We start from the raw sequence: 22,888 nt of genomic DNA on the forward strand, positions 1-22,888 counted from the left end.
GCGGGCCGCGGCGACGCGAAACGCCGCCGAACGGCCCCACGACGCAGCATTCCTGCGTGTACACGCAGCACTTGTTCCTTGTCGCCCGAACCTCCCGATTCCTACCGTTGAGACGTCACCGGTCGTCACCGGTCGTCACTGGCCATCTCAGGAATCGGGAGGAACCCCGGGTGCCACCCAGCCGCGTGCCGCGTCCCAGGCGTTACCTGGTCTGCGAACCCCGTTACTTCGACGTGAAGTACGCCATCAATCCGTGGATGAGCGAGCACACAGAGGTCGACCTCGACCTCGCCCGGTCCCAGTGGACCGCCCTCACCGACGCCTACCGCGCCCTCGGCCACAGGGTCGAGACCGTCGAACCGCTCGCCGAACTGCCCGACATGGTCTTCGCCGCCAACGGGGCCCTCGTCCTCGACGGCCTGGTCCTCGGCTCCCGCTTCCACGCGCCGCAGCGGCGGCCGGAGGAGGAGGCGTACGCGGCCTGGTTCAAGGTCGCCGGATTCGACGTGCACCGGCCGGAAGCGGTGTGCGAGGGCGAGGGCGACCTCGTTCCCGTCGGCGGCCACATCCTGGCCGGCACCGGTTTCCGCACGACCGTCCGGGCCCACCGCGAGGTGCAGGAGTTCTTCGGCGTCCCGGTCGTCGGACTCCAGCTGGTCGACCCGTACTTCTACCACCTGGACACCGCCCTCTTCGTCCTCGAGGACGGGCACGACGGGCGCGAGGCGAACATCGTCTACTACCCGGAGGCGTTCTCGCCGGGCAGCCTCGCCGTGCTGCGGCGGCTCTTCCCCGACGCCCTGACCGCCACCCGGGAGGACGCCCTGGCGTTCGGCCTGAACTCCGTCTCCGACGGCCGCAACGTCCTCGTCGCCCCGCAGGCGCACGCCCTGGTCGAACAGCTCGCCGCGCACGGCTACGAACCCGTCCCCGTCGACATGTCCGAGTTCCGCAAGGCCGGCGGCGGCATCAAGTGCTGCACTCAGGAGATCCGCGCATGACGCTCACCCCCGTACGCAACCGGCGCTCCTCCGAGGAGCTCATCCGCGCCGAGGAGACCGCCCTCGCGCACAACTACCACCCGCTGCCCGTCGTCGTCGCCCGCGCCGAGGGCGTCTGGGTCGAGGACGTCGAGGGCCGCCGCTACCTGGACATGCTGGCCGGGTACTCGGCGCTCAACTTCGGCCACCGCCACCCCGGCCTCGTCGCCGCCGCGCACCGCCAGCTCGACGAGGTCACCCTCACCTCCCGCGCCTTCCACAACGACCGGCTCGCCGGCTTCGCCGAGGGCCTGGCCGAGCTCACCGGCCTCGAGATGACGCTGCCGATGAACACCGGCGCGGAGGCCGTCGAGAGCGCCGTCAAGGTCGCCCGCAAATGGGCCTACGAGGTCAAGGGCGTCGCCCCCGACCGGGCGACGATCGTCGTCGCCGACGGCAACTTCCACGGCCGCACCACCACCATCGTCAGCTTCTCCACCGACGAGAGCGCCCGCGGCGGCTTCGGCCCCTTCACCCCCGGCTTCCGCGTCGTCCCCTACAACGACCTCGCCGCGCTCGCGAACGCGATCGACGAGACCACGGCCGCCGTGCTCATCGAGCCCATCCAGGGCGAGGCGGGCGTCCTCATCCCCGACGACGGCTACCTGGCGGGCGTGCGTGAGCTGACCAGCCGGGCCGGCTGCCTGTTCATCGCCGACGAGATCCAGTCCGGCCTCGGCCGCACCGGCACCACCCTCGCCGTCGACCACGAGTCCGTCGTCCCCGACATGCTGCTGCTCGGCAAGGCGCTCGGCGGCGGCATCGTCCCCGTCTCCGCGGTCGTCGCCCGCCGCGACGTCCTCGGCGTGCTGCGGCCGGGCGAGCACGGCTCGACGTTCGGCGGCAACCCGCTGTCGGCCGCGGTCGGTTCGGCCGTCGTCGACCTGCTCGCCACCGGCGAGTTCCAGCGCCGGGCGGCCGACCTGGGCGAGGTGCTGCGCGACGGGCTGGCCGCCCTCGTCGGCAACGGCGTCGTCGGCTTCCGCGCCCGGGGCCTGTGGGCGGGCGTCGACGTCGACCCGGCCATCGGCACCGGCCGCGACATCAGCGAACGGCTGATGGCACAGGGCGTCCTCGTCAAGGACACCCACGGCTCCACGATCCGCATCGCACCGCCGCTGACGATCACCCGCGAGGAACTCGAAACGGCCCTCGCCTCCTTGGAGAAGGTCCTCGGCCAGTAGGCACCGCCACCCGCGCCCCGACCACGTCCGGGGCGCGGGTGACCAGCCCTCCGGTCCACGGCCACGCTGTCGTAAGGTGCACTTCTGGCAGCGTGGCAGAGGCGGAACGGAGACAGCGTGAAGATCCTCATCAGCGCCGACATGGAAGGCGCCACGGGGGTGACCTGGCCGGCCGACGTACTGCCCGGCACACCCCAGTGGGAACGCTGCCGGTCCCTGTTCACCTCCGACGTGAACGCGGCCGTCCTCGGCCTCTTCGACGGCGGCGCGGACGAGGTGCTGATCAACGAGGCGCACTGGACCATGCGCAACCTGCTCATCGAGCAGCTCGACGAGCGCGCCGAGATGCTCACCGGACGCCACAAGTCCCTGTCCATGGTGGAGGGCGTCCAGCACGGCGACGTCGACGGCATCGCCTTCGTCGGCTACCACACCGGCGCCGGCACCGAGGGCGTCCTCGCCCACACCTACCTCGCCAACTCCATCACCGGCGTCTGGCTGAACGGCGTCCGCGCGAGCGAGGGCCACCTCAACGCCCATGTCGTCGCGGAATACGGCGTCCCCGTCGTCCTCGTCACCGGCGACGACCTGACCTGCGAGGACGCGCTCGGCTACGCGCCCGGAGCGCTCAAGGTCGCCGTCAAGGACCACGTCTCCCGCTACGCCGCCGTCTGCCGCACCCCGGCGCGCACCGCCGCCGACATCCGCGCCGCGGCCAAGGAGGCCGCCGCCCTGGCCGTACGCCACGAGCCGGTCGCGGGCGGGCCGTTCACCGTCGAGATCGAGTTCGACGCCGAACACCTCGCGGCCGCGGCCACCGTCGTCCCCGGCGTGGCCAGGGCCCGCGGCGAACGGCGGGTGGTGTACACCAGCGGGACGATGTACGAGGGCATCCGGACATTCAAGGCGGTCACGACGATCGTCTCGGCGGCAGTGGAGGAGCAGTATGGCTGACGTGAACGACACCCCCATCGACGTCCGCGCCCTCGACGAGGTGGTGACGTTCACTTCCGAACTCATCCGCATCGACACCACCAACCGCGGCGGCGGCGACTGCCGGGAGCGGCCCGCGGCCGAATACGTCGCCGAACGGCTGGTGGGCGCCGGGCTCGACCCCGTCCTGCTGGAGCGCGCCCCCGGCCGCACCAACGTCGTGGCCCGCTACGAGGGCTGGGACCCCGGCGCGGACGCCCTCCTCGTCCACGGCCACCTCGACGTCGTCCCCGCCGAGCCCGCCGACTGGACCGTCCACCCCTTCTCCGGCGAGATCCGCGACGGGGTGATCTGGGGCCGCGGCGCGGTCGACATGAAGAACATGGACGCGATGATCCTGTCCGTTCTGCGGGCCTGGGCACGGCACGGCGTCCGCCCCCGCCGCGACATCGTCATCGCGTACACCGCCGACGAGGAGGCCAGCGCGGAGGACGGCTCCGCCTACCTGGCCAAGGAGCACGCCGGCCTCTTCGAGGGCTGCACCGAGGGGATCAGCGAGTCCGGCGCCTACACCTTCCACGCCGGCCCCGACCTCGCGCTCTACCCCGTCGCCGCCGGGGAGCGCGGCACGGCCTGGATGAAGCTCACCGCAGAGGGCAGAGCCGGACACGGCTCCAAGGTCAACCGCGAGAACGCCGTCACCAGGGTCGCCGCCGCCGTCGCCCGGATCGGCGAACACCGGTGGCCGGTACGGCTCACCCCGACCGTCAAGGCGGCGCTCCTCGAACTGGCCGCGCTGCACGGCATCTCGCTGACCGCGGCCGACCTGGAGACCACCGGCTTCGACGTGGACGAGCTGCTGTCCAAGCTCGGCCCGGCCGCCAAACTGGTCGAGGCCACCGTGCGCAACAGCGCCAACCCCACCATCCTCGACGCCGGCTACAAGGTGAACGTCATCCCGGGGAGCGCCACCGCCCTCGTCGACGGCCGCGTCCTGCCGGGCACCGACGCCGAGTTCCACGCCACCATGGACGCGCTGACCGGCCCCGAGGTCTCCTGGGAGTTCGACCACAACGAGATCCCGCTGCAGGCCCCCGTCGACTCCCCGACCTTCGCCAAGATGCGCGCCGCCCTCGAAGCGTTCGACCCCGGCGCCCACGTCGTCCCGTTCTGCATGTCGGGCGGCACCGACGCCAAGCACTTCTCCCGGCTCGGCATCACCGGCTACGGCTTCTCCCCGCTCAAGCTGCCCCCGGGCTTCGACTACCAGGCCCTCTTCCACGGCGTCGACGAACGCGTACCCGTGGACGCCCTCCACTTCGGCGTCCGGGTCCTCGACCACTATCTGCAGACGGCGTAGGGGGAACGGACATGGTGCCCACCGGGCCGTACGGAACCTGGCCGTCACCGATCGACGCGGCGCTCGCCGCCTCGCACGACGGCCGCCCCGAGTATCTCGGCGTCGTCGGCGACGAGGTGTGGTGGACCGCGCCGCGGCCCGAAGAGGGCGGCCGGCGCGCCCTGGTGCGCCGGCGTGCCGACGGCACGGAGGAGTCGGTCCTGCCCGCCCCGTGGAACGTGCGCAGCCGGGTCATCGAGTACGGCGGCCTGCCGTGGGCCGGGATCGCACGGGACGGCGCCGGCCCGCTCGTCGTCTTCGTGCACTTCCCCGACCAGCGGCTGTACGCCTACGAGCCCGACCTGCCGGACGCCGAGCCACGGCCGCTCACCCCCCTCTCCGCGGTCGGCGGCGGGCTGCGCTGGGCCGATCCGCGGCTGCTGCCGGAGCGCGGCGAAGTCTGGTGCGTCCTCGAGGAGTTCACCGGGCCCTCGCCCACCGACGTACGCCGGGTGATCGCCGCCGTACCGCTCGACGGCTCCGCGGCCGGCGACCGGTCCGCGGTCCGCGAACTCACCGACGACCGTCACCGCTTCGTCACCGGGCCGCGCCTGTCGCCGGACGGCCGCCAGGCGGCCTGGCTCGCCTGGGACCATCCGCGGATGCCGTGGGACGGCACGGCCGTGATGCTCGGCGAGGTGACGGACGACGGCCCGTTCACCTCCGTGCGGGCCGTCGCCGGCGAGAGCGACGAGTCGGTTGCCCAGGTCGAGTGGGCCGCGGACGGCTCCCTGCTGTTCACCGGCGACCACAGCGGCTGGTGGGAGCTTCAGCGCCGCCGGCCCGGCGCGACGGAACTCTCCGGCCGGACCGCGCTGTGCCCGGGCCGGAGCGAGGAGTTCGGCGGACCGCTGTGGAAGCTCGGCTCCCAGTGGTTCCAGCCGCTGGAGAGCGGACTGGTCGCCGTCATCCACGGCAGGGGCGCCACCGCGCTCGGGATACTGGACCCGGAGACCGGCGAACTCGTCGACGCCGCGGGCCCGTGGAGCGAGTGGGCGTCCACCCTCGCCGTGCACGGGGACCGCGTGTTCGGCGTCGCGGCCAGCCCGCGCAGCGCGTACGAGGTCGTGGAGCTCGACACCCGTACCGGACGCACCCGCGTCGTCGGCAGCCCGCACGACGACCCGGTCGACCCGGCGTACTACCCCGAGCCGCAGATCCGCACCTTCACGGGCCCCGACAGCCGCGACATCCACGCCCACATCTACCCGCCGCAGAGCCCCGACCGGGTCGCGCCCGACGACGAACTGCCGCCGTACGTGGTGTGGGCGCACGGCGGCCCGACCGGCCGGGCCGGACTCGTCCTCGACCTGGAGATCGCCTACTTCACCTCGCGCGGCATCGGCGTGGCCGAGGTCAACTACGGCGGCTCCACCGGCTACGGCCGCGCCTACCGCGAGCGGCTGCGCGGCCAGTGGGGTGTCGTCGACGTCGAGGACTGCGCCGCCGTCGCCCAGGCCCTCGCCGACGAGGGCACCGCCGACCCGGCACGGCTCGCGATCCGCGGCGGCAGCGCGGGCGGCTGGACCGCCGCCGCCTCCCTCGCCACCACCGACGTGTACGCCTGCGGAACGGTCATCTACCCCATCCTCGACCTGCGTTCCTGGGCCGAGGGCGAGACTCACGACTTCGAGTCGCGGTACCTGGAGTCGCTGGTCGGCCCACTCACCGAGGTCCCCGGCCGCTACGACGAACGCTCGCCGATCAACCACGTCGAGCACATCACCGCGCCCTTCCTGCTGCTCCAGGGACTGGACGACGTCATCTGCCCGCCCGTGCAGTGCGAACGGTTCCTGGAGCAGATGGCGGGCCGCCGGGTCCCGCACGCCTACATCGCCTTCGAGGGCGAGGGCCACGGATTCCGCCGGGCCGACACCCTGGTCCGCGCGCTCGAGGCCGAACTGTCCCTGTACGCCCAGACCTTCCGCGTCCAGCGGGGCGACGTCCCGCTGCTGGAGCTGAGGAAATAACGGAGTTGACGACATGACAGCGCTGACCCGACCGCCGCGCCTGCGACCGGGCGACCGGGTCGCCCTCGTCGCGCCCAGCGGCCCCGTGCCCGACGAACGGCTCGACGCCGGCCTCGACATCCTGCGCGGCTGGGACCTCGACCCCGTCGTCATGCCCCACACCCGCGAGACCCACCCCGCGCTGGGCTATCTCGCGGGCGCGGACGAGGCCCGCGCCCGCGATCTCACCGAGGCCTGGTGCGACCCGTCCGTCGCCGCCGTGATCTGCGCCCGCGGCGGCTACGGCGTCCAGCGCATGGCCGACCTCGCCGACTGGACCGCGATGCGCGCCGCCGGCCCGAAGGTCTTTGTCGGCTACAGCGACATCACCGCGCTCCACGAGGCGTTCGCGGTGCGGCTGGGCGTCGCCACCCTGCACGGCCCGATGGCCGGGGCCACGACCTTCCTCAAGGACGCCCGCACCCAGGAGTCGCTGCGGGCCACGCTCTTCGAGCCGGAGTCCGTACAGATCCTGCACGCTCTGGACGGCGCCCGGACGATGGTCCCCGGCCGCGCCCGCGGCACCACCCTCGGTGGCTGCGTCTCCCTGCTCGCCGCCGACCTGGGCACGGCGCACGCCCGCCCGTCGGCGCGGGGCGGGCTGCTGCTGATCGAGGACGTGGGGGAGGAGGACTACCGCCTGGACCGGATCCTCACCCAGCTCCTGCGGGCCGGGTGGCTCGACGGCGTCACGGGCGTGCTCCTCGGCTCCTGGGCGGAGTGCGGCCCGTACGAGCAGATCCGCGCGGTCCTCACCGACCGGCTCGGCGGGCTCGGCGTCCCGGTCGTCGAGGAGTTCGGCTTCGGCCACGGCCCCACGAACCTGACGGTCCCGCTCGGCATCCCGGCCGTCCTGGACGCGGACGCCCGCACCCTGACCCTGGACCTGGCCGCCCTGAGCTGACGCGGCGGGCACTGGCTACGCTCGCCCCATGACCGACCCCGCCCCGCCCGCAGAGCCGCTCGCCGAACGCCCCACCCTGCTCTGGGGCGTCTTCGCGGGGGCGCTCGCCGTCTTCCTGCTGACCTGGGCACTCACCTGGTTCAACGCGTACGGGGTCAACGACGACCTGCCCAACTTCTGCCTGGAGATCCACCGGCAGAGCTTCCCGCCGGAAGTCTCGTGCCGGCAGTCCAACGGCACGGCGACGGGCGCGAACGCCGCCTGGGCCGAGGTGCTGTTCTTCGCCTCGTTCGGGGTGGCGGTCCTGGTCGGATCCCTGGCGCTCGCCGTGACGTTCGCGTCCGGCGGCCGCCGGCGGCGCTGAACCACCGGCCGCGCAGGGTGGTGGTCCGGCAAGTGGCCGGGCGGCGGGCCCGTTCCGTAACCTGACGCGATGTCCGAGACACCATCGGCCGGTGGCCGCTATGTGGCCGCCGGCGCCCGCGTCGGCCTGCGTCCCGTCACCTACGACGACGCCGTCGAGTTCACCGCGTCCGCGCGGCGGAGCACGGCGCACCACCGGCCCTGGCTGTTCCCGCCGCTCACCGAGGACGACTACGCCGCCTATGCCCGGCGCCTCCTGGAGGACCCCGCAAAGGAGGGCTATCTCTTCTGCGAGCTGGCCACCGGCAGGATCGCGGGCTTCATCAACGTCAACAACATCGTCCGGGGCGCGCTCCAGAGCGGTGCGATCGGCTACGGGGCCTTCGAGCACGCCGTGGGCCGCGGGCTGACGGGCGAGGCGCTGCGGCTGCTGCTCGGCCACGCGTTCGCGCGCGGCGGCCTGGGCCTGCACCGGATCGAGGCGAGCATCCAGCCGCTGAACGCGGCCTCCATCGGTCTCGTCCGCTCGGCCGGCTTCCGGCTGGAGGGCTACTCGCCGGACTTCCTCTTCATCGACGGCGCGTGGCGCGACCACGAGCGCTGGGCCATCACCCGGGAGATGACGGTCCAGCGCCCGCTGTAGACGTTCCAGCAGCAGACGTTCAGGCCGCCGCCGGCTTGCGGTCGACGTACTCGAAGACCGACCCGTCGGGGTGGACCGCGATGAGGTTCCGGCCGACGGGCGTCTCCAGCGGGCCGGCGAGCACCTGCGCGCCGACCTCGTTGAGCGTGGCGTGCGCGTCGTCCACGTCCTTGACGGCGATCGTCGCCGACACCTTCCGCAGGATCTCCAGTTCCGACTCGGGGCCGCTCATCAGCAGGAAGCAGCCGACGGCCGCGACGGAGACCCCGCCGCGCTCGAAACGGAGCGGCGGGGCGCCGGTGAGGCGTTCGTAGAAGGCCGCGGAGGCTTCCAGATCGTCGACGCAGATGCGGAGTGTGGTTCCGAGGATCTCCATACGGACGAGGGTAGTTGGCGCCTCGTCCGGGCGGCACCGGGCGTGTGGAGCCCGCCGGTCACACACCCCCGGCGCGTACTGCCCGCTCTGTGCGACCCCGGCCGTCACACCCGGCAGAGCAGCTCGCCGTGCGGCACCATGAACCAGGCGTCGGGGTGTTCGCCCCACGCGCGCCAGCCCTCCGAGATCGCCTCGAGCTGCTCGCGGGACGTGTGGCCGCCCTCCACCGCGATCCGCGCGTATCCCGACGCGACGGTGCGGTCCGCCCACAGGCCGCTCCACCATGCCCGGTCGGCGGGTGTGGCGAAACACCATGCCGCCGCGCCGGGGGTGATGTCGGTGAAGCCGGCGGCGCGGGCCCAGGAGAGCAGGCGGCGGCCGGCGTCGGGCTCGCCGCCGTTGGCGCGGGCGACGCGCCGGTACAGCTCCAGCCACTCGTCCAGGACCGGCGGCTCGGGGTACCAGTTGAACGCCGCGTAGTCGCTGTCGCGCACGGCGACGACGCCGCCGGGCCGGCACACCCGCCGCATCTCGCGCAGCGCCTGGACCGGGTCGCCGACGTGCTGGAGCACCTGGTGGGCGTGGACGACGTCGAACGAGTCGTCGGGGAAGTCCAGGCCGTGGACGTCGGCGACCGCGAAGCGGACGTTGTCCAGGCCGCGCTCCTCCGCGTACGCCCGGGCCCGGTCGAGCACGTCCGCCGCGGCGTCGACCGCCGTGACCCGCCCCGGCGCGACCAGCTCCGCCAGGTCGGCGGTGATGGTGCCCGGGCCGCAGCCCACGTCCAGCACGTCGAGGCCGGACCGGAGCTCGCCGATCAGATACGCCGCGGAGTTGGCGGCGGTGCGCCAGATGTGGGAGCGCAGCACGGACTCGTGGTGCCCGTGGGTGTAGACGGCGGTCTCCTGCGGCATGACGTCTCCTTCTGCTGAGGCGAGTACAGCCGTACGCTACGCCTTCGTCCCGTATCGCGAGACCCGTGTCTTGCAATACGGGACGCGAGTCGCGGCGCTACAGCAGCGCCTGCGGACGGTAGACCGTCAACGCCTCCGTGATCTTGTCGACCACCAACTCTGTCGGCGCGTCCGCCACTTCGCCGTCGTAGGCGAGCAGCGTCCCCGGCTCGAGCCCGCCGATCCGCAGCCGGCGCAACTGCTGCGCCGCGTGGACGGGGGAGCGGTTCAGCCGGCCAGCCAGGGCCGCGCCGAACAGCCGCCAGCCAGGGGCGCGGCCGGCGTGCACCACGCGGACGTCGAGCAGGCCGTCCACCAGGCTCTGCCGGTGGCCCGGTGTGGGGTCGACGCCCCGGTAGACGCCGTTCCCCGCGAACAGCAGCCACAGCGGGCGCCGCCGCCCCTGCACCTCGGCCTCGAGCGGCCGCCGCCCGCGCAGCACCAGCGCCGCCGCCAGCACTCCCGCGGGCCAGCCGCCGATCCGCGGTGACCAGCGCTCCCTGATGCGCACCAGATCCGGGTACACGCCCAGGCTGAAGGTGTTCAGGAAGTGGCCCGGCTCCACGCTGCCGCCCGGGCCCGGGGTGAACCGGCCCAGGTCCACCCGGACCGCGTCACCGGCGGTGAGCGCACGGCAGGTGTCGTGGACGGACTCGATGCCCAGGTCGTACGCGAAGTGGTTGAGCGTGCCCCCGGGGAACACGGCCAGCGGCACGCCGCGCTCCGCCGCGACCGCCGCCGCCCTGTTGACCGTCCCGTCCCCGCCGGCGATGCCCAGCGCCCGCCCGCGCCCCGCCGCCTTCTCCAGCTCGGCACGCAGCTCCTCGGGTGCGCACTCCACCACCTCGGCGAGCGGCAGCGCCGTCCGCACCGGCCCGGCCATGTCCGCGGAGCCGGACTCACGGTTGACGATCACGACGAGGCCCTCGCCGCCGGGCAGCGCCGGGGCGTCGGCGTTCGGGGTGCCCGGCGCGGGCAGCTGCGACCTCGTCGGCACCGCGCCCCGCACCGCGAAGGCGGCCCCCACGCCGAGCGCCGCGCCGACGAACACGTCGCTCGGGTAGTGCGCGCCCGTGTAGATCCGCGAGAACGCGACGGACGCCGCCACCGGCGCGACCGCCGCGCCCCATGCCTTCGACTCCAGCGCGACCCCGGTCGCGAACGCCGCCGCCGACGCGGAATGCCCGGACGGGAACGACGTGGTGAACGGCTGCCGCTTCAGCTGCCGTATCACCGGCACCGCGTCGAGCAGCGGCCGCGTCCTGCGCACCGACCGCTTGCCGACGGTGTTGATGACGGCGGAGGCGACCGCGAGCGATGCCACCCCCCGCGCCGCCGCCCGCCGTGAGCGGGTGCCGCGCCCCAGCGCGGCGATGCCGGCGGCGGCGCCGAACCACAGCAGCCCGTGGTTGGCGCTGTGGCTCAGCCTCGGCAGCACCGGCTCCGCGCCCGGCCACTGCCGTGCCGCCACGGCGTGCAGCAGCCGCCGGTCCCAGCCGCCGAGCAGCGCCGCGACCTGTCGGCGCAGCGCCTGTTCTCCCTGTGCGTACGCGTCGGACATGTTCGGCGGATACCCCGAGCCCGCTCACACCACGCAGGCCGGCCCCGGCAAAACGCCCGCCGCGACATCCGGGCCGCTCGCGGGGCGGGGGCGGCCGATCCTTCGTATAAAGGGCTCGTGGTCCTCCGTATGGAGGGCCCGCGGACCGGGCAGACGTTCCGGCGTGCGAGGGAACGGCGGAGGTGGGTGCGATGACGGCGACGGACACCGAGGGCCGCGGACCCGTCCGCTACGGGCCGCCAGCCCCCGGCGCGGGACTGCCGGTGCTGCCCGTGCTGAGCGCCGTGCTCGCGGCGGCCGCAGGGAAGGCCGCGGACGAGTCGCCCGGCGGCGGGCCCACCCTGCGCGAGGCGGCCTGCGGCTACTGGTGGCGGCGCGGACTGCGCACCCGTCCGGGCGAGGTGGTCGCCGCGTCCGGCCCGCAGGCCCTGCTCTTCGCGCTGCTCGGCGCCTTCGACAGCGACGTGCTGATGCCCCGGCCGTGCCCCGCCTGGTGGACTCCGCAGGTCAGACTGCTGGGACGGCCCGCCTACCATGTCCCGGTCCCCGCCGAGTGCGGCGGCGTCCCGGACCCCTTCGCGCTGCTGGAGACCGTACGCCGGGTACGGGCGGAGGGCGGCCGGCCCCGGCTGCTCCTGCTGTCCGTCGCCGACGACCCGACCGCCACCGTCGCCCCGCCGGAGACCGTGCGCGAGGCGTGCGAGGCGGCGCTCGGCGAGGGCCTGCACATCGTCAGCGACGAGACCTGGCGCGACACGGTGCACGAGCCGCACGCGACCGTGCTGGTCAGCCCCGCCGAGATGTACCCCGACGACGTGACCGTCATCAGCGACCTCGCGGGCGCGCTCACCCCGTCCGCCTGGCCGGTCGCCGTCGCCCGCTTCCCGCGGGGGAAGGAGGGTGCGGCCCGGCGCGCCAGGACCCTGGACATCGTCACCGCGCTCGGGGCCGTGGTGCCCGCGCCGGTGGCGGCGGCAGCGGCGCACGCGCTCGACGAGCCCCCGGAGGTCACCGACCGGGCGGTGCGGGCGGCCGCCCTGCACGCGCGCGTCGCCGCGGCGGCCCACCACGCGGTGCAGACGGCCGGCGCGGTCTCCCGGCCCCCGCAGGCGGGCCGTCACCTCTACGCCGACCTGGGCCCGCTGCGCGGGCCGCTCGCGGCGCGCGGCGTCAGCGACTCCATGGAGCTCGAGGACCATCTCGGCGACCGCCTCGACATGCCGGTGCCCGGCGGGCACCGGTTCGGCGACGAACTGGGCGCCCTGCACGTACGGCTGGACACGGCGCCCTTCATCGGCGCCACCGACGAGGAGCGGCTGGCGGCGCTCGCCTCCCCGGACCCGCTGGAACTGCCCCATGTCGCGGCGGCGTTGGAGAGGCTCCGAGCGGCCTTCGCGGATCTGCGGTGAGCCGCGCGGCCGCCCGCACGGCGGCGGACGCGCCAGGACGAGCGCTGAAGGACCCGGACCGGCGTTGATCGGAGACCCCGATGGCGGAACAGACGGAGCGACCGGCGGAGCACCCCGCACCGGCAGTGGCACGCCCCCCGCGGCCACGGCCTTGTACCCGACCCCTGTACGAGCAGCGCACCTGGCCCGTGTCCTTCGCCGACCGGCTGACCGCCCCGCTCCCCGGTGTGCGCGCCATGGCCAGGCTCGCCACGGAGGGCGCGGTGCGCCCCGGCCCGGACGGGCTGCGGGACATCCCGGCGCTGCCGTTCGAACCGGGACCGCTGCCCGCGGTCGACGAGCGGACCCTCGCGGTCACCTGGGCCGGGCACGCGAGCTGGATCCTGCGCATCGGCGGACTGACCGTGCTGACCGACCCCGTCTGGTCGCGTCGCATCCTCGGCACGCCCGTACGGATCACCCCCGTCGGCGTCCGCTGGGAGGAACTGCCGCCCGTAGACGCTGTGGTCATCAGCCACAACCACTTCGACCATCTGGACGCCCCCACCCTGCGGCGGCTGCCCCGCCGGACACCGCTCTTCGTCCCGGCGGGCCTGGGGCGCTGGTTCCGCCGCCGCCGTTTCACGCACGTCACCGAACTCGACTGGTGGGAGGGGGCCGAACTCGGCGGCGTACGGTTCGACTTCGTCCCCGCACACCACTGGTCGAAGCGGACCCTGCTCGACACCTGCCGGAGCCTGTGGGGCGGCTGGGTGCTCACCGCGACCGGTACGGGCACCGGCGGCCCTTCGGTGTACTTCGCGGGCGACACCGGCTACGGCCACTGGTTCGGCGAGATCGGCCGCCGCCACCCCGGCCTCGACCTCGCCCTGCTCCCCATCGGCGCGTACGCCCCCCGCTGGTGGCTCAGCGACGTGCACACCGACCCGGAGGAGGCCGTGCGCGCCTTCACCGACCTCGGGGCGCGGAACATGGCGCCGATGCACTGGGCGACGTTCGTGCTCTCCGCGGAGCCCGTGATGGAGCCGCTGCGGCGGCTGCTGGCCGCCTGGGAACGCACCGGCCGGCCGCGCCACGAACTGTGGGACCTGCCGGTCGGCGGCTCACGCGTGCTGACCGTCTGAGCCGCGCGCCGGGCGGAACCTGCGCCACAGCGCCGGCCCGCCGCTGATGACCACCGTCAGCACGACCGCCGCGACGACGCCCTGCCACGGCTCGGCGAACAGCGCCCCGCCCAGGACGCCGATCAGCCCGTACGTCGCCGCCCATGCCAGGCACGCGGGGACATCGCCCCGGACGAAGCGGCGCAGCGGCATCCGGGCCAGCAGGCACGCCAGCATGATCGGCACCCGCCCGGCGGGCACCAGCCGGGACAGCACCAGCACCGTCACCCCGTGCTCGTCGAGCCCCCGCTGCGCCCGGGCGAGCCGGTCCGGCGCGGCGCGTTCGCGCAGCGCGGCGAGCCAGCGCGAACCGTTCCTGGACCGGATCCCGCGCCGCCCCAGCCAGTAGAGCGTCACATCACCGGCGAACGCGGCCGCGGACGCGACGAGGAAGACGAACAGCAACGACAGCGGGCTCGTCTGGTGGAGGGCCACCACCGTGGCGGAACTGACCACCGCGCCGGTCGGCACCACCGGCACCAGCGCGCCGAGCGCCACCAGCAGGAACAGGGACGGATAGCCCACGGCCTGCTGGGTGGACTCCGGGGGGAGCCCGCTCACCATCTCGGACAGCCGGCCGAGCGCCTCGGCCCCCGGTGCGCTCACCGGGCGTCCTCCGGCCCGGTCCGCTCGCAGTGCCCGAGCCGGTGCACCGTCACCTTCGGCGCCAGCTGCGCCGCCTTGCGCACGAACTCGTCGCCGGGCGCGTAGAACTCGTGCGGCCTGATCGCGTCCATCCCGATCGGCCAGTACGTGCCGTAGTGCACCGGCACGGCCGCCCGCGGCGAGAGCCGGGCCACCGCCTGTGCCGCGCGGCCCGCGTCCAGATGACCGTGGCCCAGATACGGCCCCCAGCCGCCGACCGGCAGCAGCGCCATGTCGACGGGGCCGACCTCGTCGGCCATCGAGTCGAACAGCCCGGTGTCGCCCGCGAAATACGTGTGCGACTCGCCGCTGACGACGAAGCCGAGGGCGGGCGAGCGGTGCGGTCCGAGCGGCAGCCGCCGCCCGTCGTGCTCCGCGGGCACGGCCCGCACGCGCACGTCGCGCACCCGCACCTCGTCGCCCGGCGCGACCTCGGTGACGAGCAGCCCCGCCGTGCGCACCAGCCGGCCGAGCCCCGGCACCGCACGGGCCGCGCCGCGCGGCACGACCAGCCGGGTGCCGGGCGCCAGCCGGGCCAGCGACGCCAGGTGCAGATGGTCGGAGTGCAGATGGGAGACGAGGACGGCGTCGGCGACGGCCGCCTGCCGGGGCGGCAGTTCACCGCGGCGCCGCCGCAGATGGGCCAGGCGCCGCACGAACAGCGGGTCGGTCAGCACCCGTACCCCGGCGTCCTCGATCGTGCAGGTGGCATGACCCCACCAGGTGACCTCCACCGGCACGCGACGCCTCCTCGCTGTGGATCTCCCCGTGCGTACGAGCCTAACGGGAGGGTCGGACGGGCCGGGGTCGGACGGGTCCGGCGCTGTGCCACGCTGGAGACCGGCTCAGAGACGAGGTGAACGAGGCGTGGTCGAAAGGCGATGGCGCCGGGCCGGGAGCGCGCTGGTGCGCGTGGCCGTCGTGTGGGGGGTCTCCACGCTGACGATGCTCGCGCTGGCCGCGCTGCTGCCGGACTTCCGGCTCCAGTCGGGGGACGGCGACAGCATCACCCGGACCGGGATCACCGCGGCCTGGGGCGCCGGGGCGTTCGGTCTGCTCACCGGCCTGGTGTGGCCCGTGGTCGTAAGGGCCCTGCTGCTCGTACCGGCCCTGGTGCTCGGCCTGCTGGTGTTCTTCCTCAACGGGTCGCTGCTGCTGATCGCCCTGTGGCTGATCCCCGACGGCCGCGGCACGGCGGACGCCGAGACCGCGGTCGTGGTCGCCGCCGTGATGTCGGCGGTCGCCTCCGCCACCTCCACCGCGCTCGCCGTCCGCGACGACAACGCCTACCGCAGGAGGCTCTCCCGGCTCGCCCACCGCCGCGGCCGCTGGCAGGCCGCCCACGACCGTTCCGGCTCGCCCGGCACGGTCTTCCTGCAGCTCGACGGCGTCGGCTACGAGGTGCTGCGCGCCGCCGCCGACAGCGGGGTGATGCCGACCGTCGCGAGCTGGACGGGCGCCACGCACCGGCTCACCTCCTGGCGCACCGACTGGTCCAGCCAGACCGGCGCGAGCCAGCTCGGCATCCTGCACGGCTCCAACCACGACGTGCCCGCCTTCCGCTGGTACGAGAAGGACACCCGCCGGATCGTGGTCAGCAACCGTCCGGCGAGCGCCGCGGAACTGCAGCGGCGGGCCGTCGCGCGCACCGGCGACCGCGGGCTGCTGGCGGTGGACGGCGCGAGCCGGGGCAACCTCTTCAGCGGCGGCGCCGGCCAGCTCGCCCTGGTGCTGTCGATGGCGGCCAGACGCGGCCGGGGCAACCGCTCCCGGGCGGGCTACTTCGCGTACTTCTCCGACCCGGCCAACGCCGTCCGCACCGCGCTGTCGTTCGTCGCGGAGGTGGGCAGGGAGATCGGGCAGTCGACCCGCGCCAGGCTCCGCGGGGACACGCCGAGGGTCGGCCGCGGCGGTCTCTACCCGTTCATCCGGGCGTTCGCGACGGTCGTCGAGCGCGATGTGGTGGTCGCCGCGGTGATGGGGGACATGCTCGCCGGACGCCGGGCCGTCTACGCCGACCTGGTCGCCTACGACGAGGTGGCGCACCACTCCGGGCCGCACAGCGCGGACGCGCAGGCCGTGCTGGAGCGGCTGGACCGCTCGATCGCGCTGATCGCCAAGGTCGCCGACCACGCGCCGCGCCCGTACCGGATCGTGCTCCTCTCCGACCACGGCCAGAGCCCGGGGGAGACCTTCGAGGCGGCGTACGGGCTGACCCTGAAGGACCTGGTGCGCGCCGGGTGCGGGCTGCCGGTGTCGCGGCGGGCGGAGCACTCCAAGAGCGGCGCGGAGGCCAGGGACGCGGCCCGCGACGCCCTGCTGACGGCGCTGCACCGGCAGCCGGCCGGCGACGGCGAGGAGGAACGGCCGGCGTCGGGCTCCGACCCGATCGTGCTGGCCTCGGGGAACCTGGCGCTGATCTCGTTCCCCGACGTGCCGTACCGGATGAGCCGCGAGGAGATCGGGCGCCGCCACCCGGCGCTGCTCGGCACGCTGGCCAACCACCCCGGCGTCGGCTTCCTGCTGGTGCGCAGCGAGGAGCACGGCTCGGTGGTGCTGGCCGCCGACGGCGCCGAGGTGCCCGTCGACGCGCTGAAGGACGACGACGGGCCGCTCGCCGGCTTCGGTCCTGGCGCGGCCGACGCGGTGCGGCGCACCGACTCGTTCCCGCACGTCGCCGACATCATGGTCAACTCGATGCACGACCCGGGGACCGGCGTGGTGCACGCCTTCGAGGAGCAGATCGGCTCGCACGGCGGCCTCGGCGGCGAGCAGTCGCAGGCGTTCCTGCTGTCGCCCCTGGAGCTCTCGCCGCCCACGGGTCCCGACGACGAGCTGATCGGGGCGGAACAGGTGCACCGGGTGCTGCGGCGCTGGCTGCGGGAGAGCGAGGGGCCGCCGGCGCCGGTCGGACCGGCGAAGGTTCCCCGGCCGGAAGACGAGGCGAGCCGCTGAGGCGGCATTACCTCACGCGTAACCCAGATTCCCCCTGCCTGCATGGTGTTCGGCCTGGTCAAGCGGCAGATGCAGCGATGCGTATCAGGCAGGGGGAGCCATAAGGGGAGCCACGGTGCCCCGAATCAGGCATTGGCCGCGACGTCGGTGGACGGCGACTCGTCGGACTTGAAGATGTGTTCCATGGCTTCAGCTCCGTCCGTGATGACCGGGCGAAGTTGCTTGCGGTAGACGCGTTCTGTCACTGCTGTGCCGCTGTGGCCGACGACTCGGGCAATGACCTCAATGGGGATGCCGTGATCGGACATCAAGGAGACGAAACTCGTTCGCAGTTCCCGAGTGGTCCATTCCATCGGGGCATCGAATCCTGCCTCTTTGAGCAGGCCCCGAAAGTTGCTGAGTACATTCTTGGAACTCCGCTCGGTGCCATCCGGATTAGGGAAGACGAGGCCAGCAGGGCCCCACTGGACGCCGGCGGCTTGGTAGGCCTCCTGCTGTCGCCTTCGATGATCCGCCAGCACGGATGCAGCCTGTTGCGGCATGGCCAATGAACGGCGACTCAGGCGGGTCTTTGTCTCCCCCTTCTTTCGGACTGACCGCCACACATCAACGTGCGGTTTCGCACCGTTCTGAGCGTCGATGTGAACGTGGGTCCAGGTGAGGGGCCGTTCTTCCTCCGTCCGTACCCCTACGAGAAGCGCCAGAACGACGTAGGCGTGAATCCATGTCCCCTGCTTCGCACGGAGGACAGCTTCCGCCTGGTCCAGCGTCAGGGACTTACTCGGTCGCCCGGCCTTGCCCTCGGGGAGCTCCGTAAGCTCAGCGACGTTGCGCAGGACGGCACCCCGCCGCTGCGCCATGGCGATCGAGCGCCGCAGAATGGATCGGATCCGCTTCAACGTCTCGTGTGCCAGCTCCTCGGACTTTGCTTCCAACCATTCGTCAACGTCGTCCGGGTCCAGCTCGCGCAACTTTGCCTTGCCGAGGTCAGGAATGACGTGATTCTTGGCCAAGCTGCGATAGGCCTTGATGCTGGCGGTATCTCTGCCCCGCAGGCCCCGTACGAGCCAGTCGTTCACCACCTGCTCGATGGTGTACGAACTCGAAGTTCTGACACCGGCGTCCAGTTCCTTCTTGAGCTCACGGAGTTTGCTGCGTACCTCGGTCTTGGTCTTTCCGTACACCTTCGGCCGCCGACGCTTGCCGTCCGGTGTGTAGCCCAAAGAAACTGCCCCGACATAGCGATTCTTAGACTTGTCCCAATAGATGGAATCCTCGCCGTTGCCAGCCTTGGCACGGCGATCGGCGGTATCCGTCGTCATCGGTTCCTGTGCCTCTCAGATGACTGGAGCCGCACCCCTTGGGGTGCGGCTCCAGTAGTTCGGACGAGATCAATTGGCGCTTTCCGCCTCCTGCTTCAGCAGTTGCACGTACTCCTCGATGTACTCCGTGGGTACGAGGCGACGACGACCGACTCGGACCGTGCGGAGCCGCCCAAGGCGGATCTCCTCGTAGGCGGTTGAACGCTTCACGCCGAGCGCCTCCGCGGCGGCTTCTACGCGGTGTAGGCGGCGCTGCGGTGTGGAGGCGGCAGGGGCCGTGTCCATGTGGCTGACTCTCCTTCGTGGCGCGGGCCGTTCGGGGGCACAGCCCCCTTTCCTGTCAGGTCCGCTACTTCCGCTACCTCCGCTACCGCCCTGGTCAGGGGCATGATCGCGGTAGCGGATGGGGGTAGCGGTAGCGGATGGATCCGCTACCGGCCCCGGCCCGAGTGGGGCGCGGGGCCGGTAGCGGTAGCGCTCAGGTAGCGGACGGGAACAGCCCTTCCGCTACCGTTTCCAGGCCGCTGACCTGCGAGGTAGCGGAGGTAGCGGAGGTAGCGGCCCCTGAGGGGGGAGGGGGGCAGTAGCGCTGCCAGGCGTCGTGGAGATCCAGGGCGTAGTAGCCCTTGAGCACGGTCCCGGCGGTCTTGATGTTCCGCGCCTTGATCGGGGTGTTGTCGCTGGTCATGTACTCCCCGAGCATCTTGGCCAGGCCCCGGGAGTCGAGCGGCCGGCCGCCCATGTCCGCCCACGGCGCTTCGTCCAGCGCGCACAGCCGGTCCAGCACGGCGACGGTGGGCAGGCGATCGATACCGGTCATGACGTGGTCGCGCAGGTCGGTGAGCAGCCGAATGCCGAGAGAGCCCTTGTCGTCGGCGCGGGCGGCGTTGACGAGTTCGACGCACGCGGCGCGGGCCCGCTCGGGCCAGTCGCCCCCGGCGGCGTCGGCTACGGCGAGCAGCGGTTCCCACACGTCCGCCGGGCGGTCGGTGACGCCCTCGGGCATCTCGGGCCAGCGTCCGGCGATGTCCTCGCGGACGGTGTCGGCCCACTGGGCGAGGCGGTCTCGCAGGGCGTTGCCCTCGGCTTCGTGCAGCCGGGCCCTGAACGGCTCCACCGTCTCGTTCCTCGCGCGTCGGCGCATACGGATGATGATCGAGCGGGTGGTGATGGTGTCGGGCAGGTAGCCGAGTCCGGCGACGGCTACGGCGGTGTAGGAGGGGAACTCCACCACGGTCTGATTGCCCCCGTCGCCGATGCACCGGTAGGTGACCCCGGAGCGGCGGTGTCCGGCGTTCAGGAAGCCGCGCAGTTCCTCGTTGTCCCCGGCCTTCGGGCCGAAGACGGTGTCGATCTCGTCGAAGAGGATCGTGGGCCGCCCCGCCGGGTCGGAGACGGACCGGAACAGAGCGGCGGCACGGGCGTTCACGGCGAGCATGGGGCGCGGCACGAGGGTCTCGACTACTTCCAGTGCCCGCGACTTCCCGGAGCCGGGCTCCGGGGACAGGAACGCCACGCGGGGTGTGGAGTCGAAGGAGTCGAGCAGGTGCGCGTGCGCGTCCCACAACGCCACGGCCACGTAGGCGGCTTCCCGCGGGAAGACGTTGAACCGGCGGTGGAAGGCTTCCACCTCGCGCAGCAGTGCGGCCCCGTCGATGGCGGGCGCCGTGGCGTTGGTGGCGGTCATGCGGCGGTCCTCCTGTCCGCCGGTCCGGCGGTAGTGGTCGGGTGCGGGTCAGGACGAAGAGCAGAGCGGACGCCCTGGCGGGCGGCGACTTTCGCGCCCTCGCTCGTGGGGGTGGTCTGTTCGTCGGCGGCGTGCGGGCAGTGCCAGACGCGGACCCGTGTCGTGAGTTCGATGACGGCGGCGCGACCGATGGCGCGTTCGTGGTGTCCGCAGCGGCAGAGCCAGTCCGCGACCGGTGGGCGCAGGGCCATGCGGATGTGCAGGCCGGGCATGATGCCGGTGATGATGACCGGTTGTTCGGCCGCCTGTGCCTGGCCGGTGGGGGCGGTGAGGCTTTTCAGGGCCGGGGGATGCGGCTGCTCGCTCATGCCGCCGCCCTGGGTCGGGCGGTGCGGATGGACCAGTTGAGCGCGGAGCGGATGGTGGCGCGGCACTCGGCCGGCGGGAGTCCGGCAGCCTCGCCCGCCCCCTGAAAAGCCTCTTCAACCACAGTGCGCGGGATCTCGCCCCACGCGACGAACCGCCCCACCGCGCGGGCCCCGGCGAGCAGCCGGGCGTTCCGTCCGCCCTCACTCGCGGTGGCCACGGCGGCGATTTCGGCGTTCAACGCTGCTGTGGCGCAGCGAGAGGACCGGGACGCGACCGGTGCAGCCGTTAGTGCCCGCGGAGTCTGACGGACCGTCAGGCGGGCGTACAGCCATTCCGGGAGCGGGGCGGGCGGCCGGTCGTCCACCACGTCGTACGTTCCGGCACGCGTCACGCTGCCGGGGGCGACGACGTAGCCACCGTGCGCGCGGGTGTCGACCAGCGGCGCGAGCGTGCCCGCACTGTTCACCAGCCGCGCCCCGGCCGGGGCGATGAAGTACAGATGCACCCCGCTGCCCGCAGTCCGCACCGTGCGGGTGGTGGGCACGGCCTGTCCGGTGCGCTCGCAGAGCGCCTTGAAGGTCGTCACGCCGCAAGGCGTGTCCGCATTGCTGTTGGTCTTGGGCTTGTCGAGGTCGATCACGAGCAGACCGGCGGGGCCGGTGGCGATGCCGACGTTGAACGCGCCCGTGGACCAGGCAGCGTGGATGCGGTCGGGGTCGGTGGTGGCGCGCTGCTCCCACTTCACGTGTCCGCCGGCACACGGGCCGGTGCGGGTGCAGGCGCTCTCGCCGTGCAGGGCGGGGCGTTTGCCGCCGGGCCGCAGCGGCAGGACGGGCCAGCCGCGGGCGGCGGCGTCCAGGGCGGCGGACAACAGGTTGGTGGTCATGCGGCGGTCCTCCATTCCAGGGAAGCGGGGATGGTGGCTCCGAGGAGGAGTCCGTAGGCGTGGTGGGCCTGTTGGGGGACGATGCCGTTGCCGAGGATCTTGAGTTGTTCCTTGCGGGGGATGTCGGGCACGGCGGTGACCCAGCCGGCCGGCAGGCCCATGAGCCATTCGGCGAAGGCCGGGGACAGGCGGCGGTTGCCGCGGGTGCCGGGTTCGGTCGGGCACGGCGCGGGCCGTCCGGTCGCCTGCTCCCAGCGGTGGATGGCGGGCCCGTAGTCGGTGCCGTCCACGGCCACCCACCGCTCGTCGCGATGCACGGCCCGGCCGGGCAGCAGGTTGACCACGACCTCGTTCAACGGTCGGGAGTTGCGGCCCAACAGGTTGGAGGCGCCGGACTTCCAGTCCCGCGCAGCCGGCGTGGGCAGCAGGGTCAGGTTTCCGGCGGTGCGGGCAGTCGCGTGACCATGGTGCGCAGGTTCATCCCGCCTTTGCGCTTCGGGCTGGTGCCGGGGCCGCCAGTGCCGTCCGAGGTGGTGGGGGTCGGCATCAGCGGGATGGGCGACGGCGAACCAGCGGTCCCGGGTGTGCGGGGCGCCGACTTCGGGGTCACCAGCTCGTAGACATGTCCACCGGACGTCATACCCGAGCGCGGCCAGGTCCGCGGCGACGACGTCCAGCCCCCGCGAGCGGAGCGCCGCCACGTTTTCCAGGAACACGAGACGCGGTCGAAGGACGCCCACAGCCGTAGCGACGTTCTTCCAGACCCGAGACCACTGGCCACCGATTCCGTCCCTTCGTCCAGCGTTGGAGATGTTGCGGCACGGGAAGCCCGCGCCGATGACGTCCGGCCGGTACAGGTCACGGACCCGTTCCCAGTCCACGGCAGTGATGTCCCCGAGGTTCGGCACCCCGGGATGACGGGCGGCGAACACGGCCGCCGCATACGGGTCGTTCTCCGCATAGGCGGCGACCAGGCCGCCCAGTCCGGACCGTAAAGCGGCTTCCAGGCCGCCATAGCCGGCGCACAGCGCCACCACGCGAGGTGACGCACCGGCCTCTCGCCGGATGGGTGTCGGTTGAGTCATGC

General features: G+C 73.1%; 22 protein-coding genes. 11 read left to right on the forward strand and 11 right to left on the reverse strand.

Going from position 1 to position 22,888, the window contains the following annotated elements; all coding sequences use genetic code 11:
- The first annotated feature begins 170 nt into the window (after positions 1 to 170).
- The 8 genes from ddaH (at position 171) to ACWD01_RS18485 (ending at position 8,475) form a co-directional block, all read left to right on the forward strand.
- Positions 171 to 1,001 carry a dimethylargininase gene (ddaH, locus tag ACWD01_RS18450; RefSeq protein ID WP_451163009.1) on the forward strand — a complete coding sequence of 277 codons (831 nt, stop codon included), beginning with the start codon at positions 171 to 173 and terminating at the stop codon, positions 999 to 1,001.
- The gene (rocD, locus tag ACWD01_RS18455; protein ID WP_451163011.1) at positions 998 to 2,224 is read left to right on the forward strand and encodes an ornithine--oxo-acid transaminase; all 1,227 of its coding nucleotides are present in this window, start codon (positions 998 to 1,000) and stop codon (positions 2,222 to 2,224) included. The genes ddaH and rocD overlap by 4 nt, the downstream gene beginning before the upstream one ends.
- A gap of 117 nt (positions 2,225 to 2,341) precedes the next feature.
- Positions 2,342 to 3,178 carry a M55 family metallopeptidase gene (locus ACWD01_RS18460; protein ID WP_451163013.1) on the forward strand — a complete coding sequence of 279 codons (837 nt, stop codon included), beginning with the start codon at positions 2,342 to 2,344 and terminating at the stop codon, positions 3,176 to 3,178.
- Positions 3,171 to 4,517, forward strand: a complete 1,347-nt coding sequence (locus ACWD01_RS18465; RefSeq protein ID WP_451163015.1) for a M20/M25/M40 family metallo-hydrolase — start codon at positions 3,171 to 3,173, stop codon at positions 4,515 to 4,517. Before ACWD01_RS18460 ends, ACWD01_RS18465 begins: the two co-directional genes overlap by 8 nt.
- An 11-nt stretch (positions 4,518 to 4,528) precedes the next feature.
- Positions 4,529 to 6,526, forward strand: coding sequence for a prolyl oligopeptidase family serine peptidase (locus ACWD01_RS18470; RefSeq protein ID WP_451163017.1), 1,998 nt, complete (start codon positions 4,529 to 4,531; stop codon positions 6,524 to 6,526).
- Positions 6,527 to 6,539: 13 nt separating this feature from the next.
- Positions 6,540 to 7,469 (forward strand): S66 peptidase family protein, encoded by a 930-nt coding sequence (locus ACWD01_RS18475; protein WP_451163019.1) that lies wholly within the window; start codon positions 6,540 to 6,542, stop codon positions 7,467 to 7,469.
- 28 nt (positions 7,470 to 7,497) lie between these two features.
- The gene (locus ACWD01_RS18480) at positions 7,498 to 7,833 is read left to right on the forward strand and encodes a hypothetical protein (RefSeq protein ID WP_451163021.1); all 336 of its coding nucleotides are present in this window, start codon (positions 7,498 to 7,500) and stop codon (positions 7,831 to 7,833) included.
- Between the two features lie 69 nt (positions 7,834 to 7,902).
- A complete protein-coding gene (locus tag ACWD01_RS18485; RefSeq protein WP_451163023.1) occupies positions 7,903 to 8,475 on the forward strand; it encodes a GNAT family N-acetyltransferase in 573 nt (190 codons plus the stop codon).
- 19 nt (positions 8,476 to 8,494) lie between these two features.
- On the opposite strand, the gene ACWD01_RS18490 is transcribed toward ACWD01_RS18485, so the two are convergent.
- The 3 genes from ACWD01_RS18490 to ACWD01_RS18500 all read right to left on the reverse strand — a co-directional run bounded on the left by ACWD01_RS18490 (position 8,495) and on the right by ACWD01_RS18500 (position 11,365).
- A complete protein-coding gene (locus ACWD01_RS18490; protein WP_451163025.1) occupies positions 8,495 to 8,851 on the reverse strand; it encodes a VOC family protein in 357 nt (118 codons plus the stop codon).
- Between the two features lie 104 nt (positions 8,852 to 8,955).
- Positions 8,956 to 9,765, reverse strand: coding sequence for a class I SAM-dependent methyltransferase (locus tag ACWD01_RS18495; RefSeq protein ID WP_451163027.1), 810 nt, complete (start codon positions 9,763 to 9,765; stop codon positions 8,956 to 8,958).
- A gap of 97 nt (positions 9,766 to 9,862) precedes the next feature.
- On the reverse strand, positions 9,863 to 11,365 hold the full coding sequence (locus ACWD01_RS18500) for a phosphatase PAP2 family protein (protein ID WP_451163029.1): 1,503 nt from the start codon (positions 11,363 to 11,365) through the stop codon (positions 9,863 to 9,865).
- A gap of 191 nt (positions 11,366 to 11,556) precedes the next feature.
- Here ACWD01_RS18500 and ACWD01_RS18505 point away from each other — a divergent pair, with 191 nt between their 5' ends.
- Together ACWD01_RS18505 and ACWD01_RS18510 are read left to right on the forward strand one after the other, a co-directional pair.
- The gene (locus ACWD01_RS18505) at positions 11,557 to 12,774 is read left to right on the forward strand and encodes an aminotransferase class I/II-fold pyridoxal phosphate-dependent enzyme (RefSeq protein ID WP_451163031.1); all 1,218 of its coding nucleotides are present in this window, start codon (positions 11,557 to 11,559) and stop codon (positions 12,772 to 12,774) included.
- A gap of 80 nt (positions 12,775 to 12,854) precedes the next feature.
- Positions 12,855 to 13,898, forward strand: coding sequence for an MBL fold metallo-hydrolase (locus ACWD01_RS18510; RefSeq protein WP_451163033.1), 1,044 nt, complete (start codon positions 12,855 to 12,857; stop codon positions 13,896 to 13,898).
- Here the strand turns inward: ACWD01_RS18510 and ACWD01_RS18515 are convergent.
- The gene (locus tag ACWD01_RS18515; protein WP_451163202.1) at positions 13,878 to 14,501 is read right to left on the reverse strand and encodes a DedA family protein; all 624 of its coding nucleotides are present in this window, start codon (positions 14,499 to 14,501) and stop codon (positions 13,878 to 13,880) included. The two genes, ACWD01_RS18510 and ACWD01_RS18515, sit on opposite strands and share 21 nt — an antisense overlap.
- Positions 14,502 to 14,539: 38 nt before the next feature.
- Positions 14,540 to 15,322: an MBL fold metallo-hydrolase gene (locus ACWD01_RS18520; RefSeq protein ID WP_451163035.1), complete on the reverse strand. Its 783-nt coding sequence runs from the start codon at positions 15,320 to 15,322 to the stop codon at positions 14,540 to 14,542.
- Positions 15,323 to 15,449: 127 nt separating this feature from the next.
- On the opposite strand from ACWD01_RS18520, the gene ACWD01_RS18525 reads away from it, so the two are divergent.
- Positions 15,450 to 17,537, forward strand: a complete 2,088-nt coding sequence (locus ACWD01_RS18525; protein WP_451163037.1) for a phage holin family protein — start codon at positions 15,450 to 15,452, stop codon at positions 17,535 to 17,537.
- A 125-nt stretch (positions 17,538 to 17,662) separates the two neighbouring features.
- Here ACWD01_RS18525 and ACWD01_RS18530 read toward each other — a convergent pair whose 3' ends face one another.
- The 6 genes from ACWD01_RS18530 to ACWD01_RS18555 all read right to left on the reverse strand — a co-directional run bounded on the left by ACWD01_RS18530 (position 17,663) and on the right by ACWD01_RS18555 (position 22,886).
- Positions 17,663 to 18,859 (reverse strand): site-specific integrase, encoded by a 1,197-nt coding sequence (locus ACWD01_RS18530; protein ID WP_451163039.1) that lies wholly within the window; start codon positions 18,857 to 18,859, stop codon positions 17,663 to 17,665.
- A 69-nt stretch (positions 18,860 to 18,928) separates the two neighbouring features.
- Complete coding sequence (locus ACWD01_RS18535; protein WP_451163041.1) at positions 18,929 to 19,144, reverse strand: helix-turn-helix domain-containing protein; 216 nt, start codon at positions 19,142 to 19,144, stop codon at positions 18,929 to 18,931.
- A gap of 193 nt (positions 19,145 to 19,337) precedes the next feature.
- Positions 19,338 to 20,546, reverse strand: coding sequence for a DUF3631 domain-containing protein (locus ACWD01_RS18540; RefSeq protein ID WP_451163043.1), 1,209 nt, complete (start codon positions 20,544 to 20,546; stop codon positions 19,338 to 19,340).
- Complete coding sequence (locus tag ACWD01_RS18545; RefSeq protein ID WP_451163045.1) at positions 20,543 to 20,914, reverse strand: hypothetical protein; 372 nt, start codon at positions 20,912 to 20,914, stop codon at positions 20,543 to 20,545. The genes ACWD01_RS18540 and ACWD01_RS18545 overlap by 4 nt, the downstream gene beginning before the upstream one ends.
- Positions 20,911 to 21,801 (reverse strand): bifunctional DNA primase/polymerase, encoded by an 891-nt coding sequence (locus ACWD01_RS18550; RefSeq protein WP_451163047.1) that lies wholly within the window; start codon positions 21,799 to 21,801, stop codon positions 20,911 to 20,913. The genes ACWD01_RS18545 and ACWD01_RS18550 overlap by 4 nt, the downstream gene beginning before the upstream one ends.
- Positions 21,798 to 22,886 carry a DNA cytosine methyltransferase gene (locus ACWD01_RS18555; protein WP_451163049.1) on the reverse strand — a complete coding sequence of 363 codons (1,089 nt, stop codon included), beginning with the start codon at positions 22,884 to 22,886 and terminating at the stop codon, positions 21,798 to 21,800. The genes ACWD01_RS18550 and ACWD01_RS18555 overlap by 4 nt, the downstream gene beginning before the upstream one ends.
- Positions 22,887 to 22,888 lie beyond the last annotated feature (2 nt).

Source organism: Streptomyces sp. NPDC002835, from assembly GCF_053591995.1.

Coding starts and splice junctions, on each gene's coding strand:
- rocD (WP_451163011.1), top strand. CDS start 998: ATGACGCTCACCCCCGTACGCAACCGGCGCTCCTCCGAGGAGCTCATC.
- ACWD01_RS18465 (WP_451163015.1), top strand. CDS start 3,171: ATGGCTGACGTGAACGACACCCCCATCGACGTCCGCGCCCTCGACGAG.
- ACWD01_RS18470 (WP_451163017.1), top strand. CDS start 4,529: ATGGTGCCCACCGGGCCGTACGGAACCTGGCCGTCACCGATCGACGCG.
- ACWD01_RS18475 (WP_451163019.1), top strand. CDS start 6,540: ATGACAGCGCTGACCCGACCGCCGCGCCTGCGACCGGGCGACCGGGTC.
- ACWD01_RS18480 (WP_451163021.1), top strand. CDS start 7,498: ATGACCGACCCCGCCCCGCCCGCAGAGCCGCTCGCCGAACGCCCCACC.
- ACWD01_RS18485 (WP_451163023.1), top strand. CDS start 7,903: ATGTCCGAGACACCATCGGCCGGTGGCCGCTATGTGGCCGCCGGCGCC.
- ACWD01_RS18490 (WP_451163025.1), bottom strand. CDS start 8,851: ATGGAGATCCTCGGAACCACACTCCGCATCTGCGTCGACGATCTGGAA.
- ACWD01_RS18495 (WP_451163027.1), bottom strand. CDS start 9,765: ATGCCGCAGGAGACCGCCGTCTACACCCACGGGCACCACGAGTCCGTG.
- ACWD01_RS18500 (WP_451163029.1), bottom strand. CDS start 11,365: ATGTCCGACGCGTACGCACAGGGAGAACAGGCGCTGCGCCGACAGGTC.
- ACWD01_RS18505 (WP_451163031.1), top strand. CDS start 11,557: ATGACGGCGACGGACACCGAGGGCCGCGGACCCGTCCGCTACGGGCCG.
- ACWD01_RS18510 (WP_451163033.1), top strand. CDS start 12,855: ATGGCGGAACAGACGGAGCGACCGGCGGAGCACCCCGCACCGGCAGTG.
- ACWD01_RS18515 (WP_451163202.1), bottom strand. CDS start 14,501: ATGGTGAGCGGGCTCCCCCCGGAGTCCACCCAGCAGGCCGTGGGCTAT.
- ACWD01_RS18530 (WP_451163039.1), bottom strand. CDS start 18,859: ATGACGACGGATACCGCCGATCGCCGTGCCAAGGCTGGCAACGGCGAG.
- ACWD01_RS18535 (WP_451163041.1), bottom strand. CDS start 19,144: ATGGACACGGCCCCTGCCGCCTCCACACCGCAGCGCCGCCTACACCGC.
- ACWD01_RS18540 (WP_451163043.1), bottom strand. CDS start 20,546: ATGACCGCCACCAACGCCACGGCGCCCGCCATCGACGGGGCCGCACTG.
- ACWD01_RS18545 (WP_451163045.1), bottom strand. CDS start 20,914: ATGAGCGAGCAGCCGCATCCCCCGGCCCTGAAAAGCCTCACCGCCCCC.
- ACWD01_RS18550 (WP_451163047.1), bottom strand. CDS start 21,801: ATGACCACCAACCTGTTGTCCGCCGCCCTGGACGCCGCCGCCCGCGGC.
- ACWD01_RS18555 (WP_451163049.1), bottom strand. CDS start 22,886: ATGACTCAACCGACACCCATCCGGCGAGAGGCCGGTGCGTCACCTCGC.